The sequence below is a fragment of the Bradyrhizobium sp. JYMT SZCCT0428 genome, from assembly GCF_018131075.1.
GTDB lineage: Bacteria > Pseudomonadota > Alphaproteobacteria > Rhizobiales > Xanthobacteraceae > Bradyrhizobium.
The window spans coordinates 1-2,656 of the sequence record NZ_JAFCLS010000145.1 but is presented as its reverse complement, the minus strand read 5'-3'; the positions used below and the strand labels follow the sequence as shown (position 1 = coordinate 2,656).

The 2,656-nt window shown below is 64.0% G+C and carries 3 protein-coding genes; 1 reads left to right on the top strand and 2 read right to left on the bottom strand.

What is annotated here, in order from left to right:
- Together JQ575_RS44000 and JQ575_RS43995 are read right to left on the bottom strand one after the other, a co-directional pair.
- The coding region (locus JQ575_RS44000; RefSeq protein ID WP_212039371.1) for a GNAT family N-acetyltransferase at positions 1-357 on the bottom strand (357 nt) is incomplete at its 3' end.
- A 17-nt stretch (positions 358-374) separates the two neighbouring features.
- Entirely contained in the window at positions 375-1,757 is a 1,383-nt protein-coding gene (locus JQ575_RS43995) for an FAD-binding oxidoreductase (protein ID WP_212039369.1), read from the bottom strand.
- 107 nt (positions 1,758-1,864) lie between these two features.
- Between JQ575_RS43995 and JQ575_RS43990 the strand changes: the two genes are divergently transcribed.
- The coding region (locus JQ575_RS43990) for a LysR family transcriptional regulator (RefSeq protein ID WP_212039367.1) at positions 1,865-2,656 on the top strand (792 nt) is incomplete at its 3' end.

The following is a 2,656-nucleotide window of genomic DNA, read 5'->3' as shown; positions in this document are numbered from 1 at the left end:
GAAGGTGATCAGCGCCCTGTTGGTAGCGCCGGAGTTCTTCGCATGTTCGAATGTCCGCTTGAGCAGTTCACTGCCGATGCTGCGCCCCCGATGATCGGGCGACACGAATAGCTGCGCGAGAAACCACAGGTCGCCGCAAACCCAGCTCCATGCGAAGCCGAGAATTTCGCCGGCCTCCTCCGCCACCCACAGCCCGTCAGCATCATCCTTTAGCGAAAACAGCTGAAATGCGGGTGGCCTCGATGCAGCGATCGGGCCGAAGCCGTGCCGCTGCGTGAGGTCGTTTATGCTGGCGACCACCAACCTATCGCTTATCTCCAGGTCCCCATCGCGGGCGGGCCGGTAAGTGATCGGCATCGGCAATTTCCCCATACTCAGGCTGACGGTCGAATGTTCTGGTTCATGCGAAAGAAGTTTTTCGGATCGTACTTCGTCTTGAGCTCCTGGAGGCGCCGGTAGTTGGGCCCATAGGCGGCGGGCACCGGATCGCCTGTCTCGTCGTCGTCAAGGTAATTCACGTACCGGCCTGCGGCGACGAAGGGCTGCATCTCGGCATAGGTCTCCCGCGCCCACGCAATGCATGCGTCGGTGTCGGCCGCATCCCTCCATTGCGAGAGGACCAGGAAGTTATAGCCTTCGGCGCGGTGCGGGAAGGCCGTGTCGCCGGCGCCGATCCGGGCCGCGGCGCCATGGACGTGCTCCAGGAGCAACTGGCCCATCGGGGTTGGGCATCGCGCGAAGCAGGAGATCATCGTCTCGATGGCATCGTCGCTCAATCCAGCGAGGAAGCTCGATTTCCAGTAGTTGAAGGCGCCACGAGGATAGGCGCCGTCGAGCATCCCATTGAGTTGGCAGTAGGGCATCGGACCGATCGCGTCGATGACGGGGGACCCGAAGCGCTTCAGCGGCCGCATGGCTTCCTCGCCGGCCTCGACCGAGCCGCAGTGGCACGTCGCCATGGCCGCCACCTTGGTGCCAGAGCCGTCGGGAGCATGTGTGAGGGTTGCGAAAATCGTGTGTTCATCGGGCAGGGAGGCCGAGGCGGTGCTCTCCCGAAAGAATCGCAGCAGTGCGCGGGCTGCGTCGAAGGTGTGGATGACGAGGCCAGCGGTTACGGTGGGGCCGACCGGGTACAACTGATATTCGAGTGAAGTTGCCACGCCGAAGTTTCCGCCCCCGCCGCGAACGGCCCAGAAAAGGTCGGGCTCTTCGTCCCGGCTTGCCCGCACCACCTTGCCTTCGGCGGTGACGAGCTCAACCGATCGAAGATTGTCGAGGGCGAGGCCATACTTGCCCATCAACCAGCCCAGGCCACCACCGAGGGTGAGCCCGGCTATTCCAGTGCTGGAAACAACCCCGCCCGTGACCGCCAGGCCGTGCAGTTGGGTTTCCCGGTTGAGCTCGCCCCAGGTGACGCCCCCTTTGGCACGTACCGTCCGACCCTTGGGATCGACCTCGATGCCTTTCATCAGCGAGAGGTCGATGACCAATCCGCCGTCGATGGTCGCGCGGCCCGCCACGTTGTGACCGCCACCTCGAACCGCGACTTCGAGACCCAGCTTGCGCGTGAGGTTTACGGCATCGACCACGTCGGCGACGCCACGGCACCTGGCGATCAGCGCGGGACGCTTGTCCACGAGGCCATTGTGGACTTTTCGCGCTTCCTCGTAGCCTGCGTCCGCCGGCCTCAGGAGTTGGCCGGAGAAAGTGGCGGAAAGCTCACCGGTGACTTCGGCCACGGATTGAACTGAGCTCATGGGGGCGCTCCGGGTTGCGGGTCTCATGCCTTCTTCCGCCCGGACCGTACCGGGAGCAAACTCGAATAATTCAGCCTAGGGTGAAGGATCTTCATCTACACTAGGGTATGGACAAGCTTCCGCCACTGATCGAGCTGCGCGCCTTTGATGCGGCGGCACGGCATTTGAGCTTCAAGAAAGCCGCGGCCGAGCTTGGCGTGACGCCGACGGCGATCAGCCATCAGATACGGCAGTTGGAGCGGTATTGCGGGCGGGCCCTATTTCGGCGGAGGCCGCGACCACTGTCTCTGACGGACGCCGGAGCACGCCTTTTTCCCAGAGTGCGTGAGGGTCTGGAAACGTTCGTCACTGCTTTTGCCGCCATGAGGCGCGATGACGACGCGCAACCTCTTCGGGTCACGACGACCAACGCGTTTGCGAGCCGCTGGCTTGTGCCGCGGCTGCCGCGCTGGAAGAAGGCGCGTCCCAATGCGCCGCTCGACGTGATCGGCACCGACGGCGTTCTGGACCTGCATGCCGGCGATGCCGATGTCGCGATCCGCTATGCCCGCACCTTGCCGATGGAGGGGCCCGCCAAGGAATTCCTGAGCGACACGTACTGGCCTGTCTGCAGCCCTGAATTGGCCTCGGGCCTGAAGCGTGCCGCCGGCCTTCGCGGACAGGTTCTCGTTCATTGCTGGTGGTCGCCGTCCGATACCGAGGCACCGACCTGGCATAGATGGCTCGCCGCAGCGCGAAGCAAGTGGCGCGACGTGCCGGAATTCAAGGAAATGGACCACCTGAGCTTCAGGGAGGAGCTGCATGCCATCGAGGCGGTGGTTGCCGGTCAGGGCATCGGCATCTTCAGCGACGTCCTCGTGGCGCGCGAACTCGCGGCGCGGACGCTCGTGAGACCTTTC

What these genes read in the sequence shown, in the direction of transcription:
- JQ575_RS43995 (WP_212039369.1), bottom strand. Translation starts at nt 1,757, where the DNA reads ATGAGCTCAGTTCAATCCGTGGCCGAAGTCACCGGTGAGCTTTCCGCC.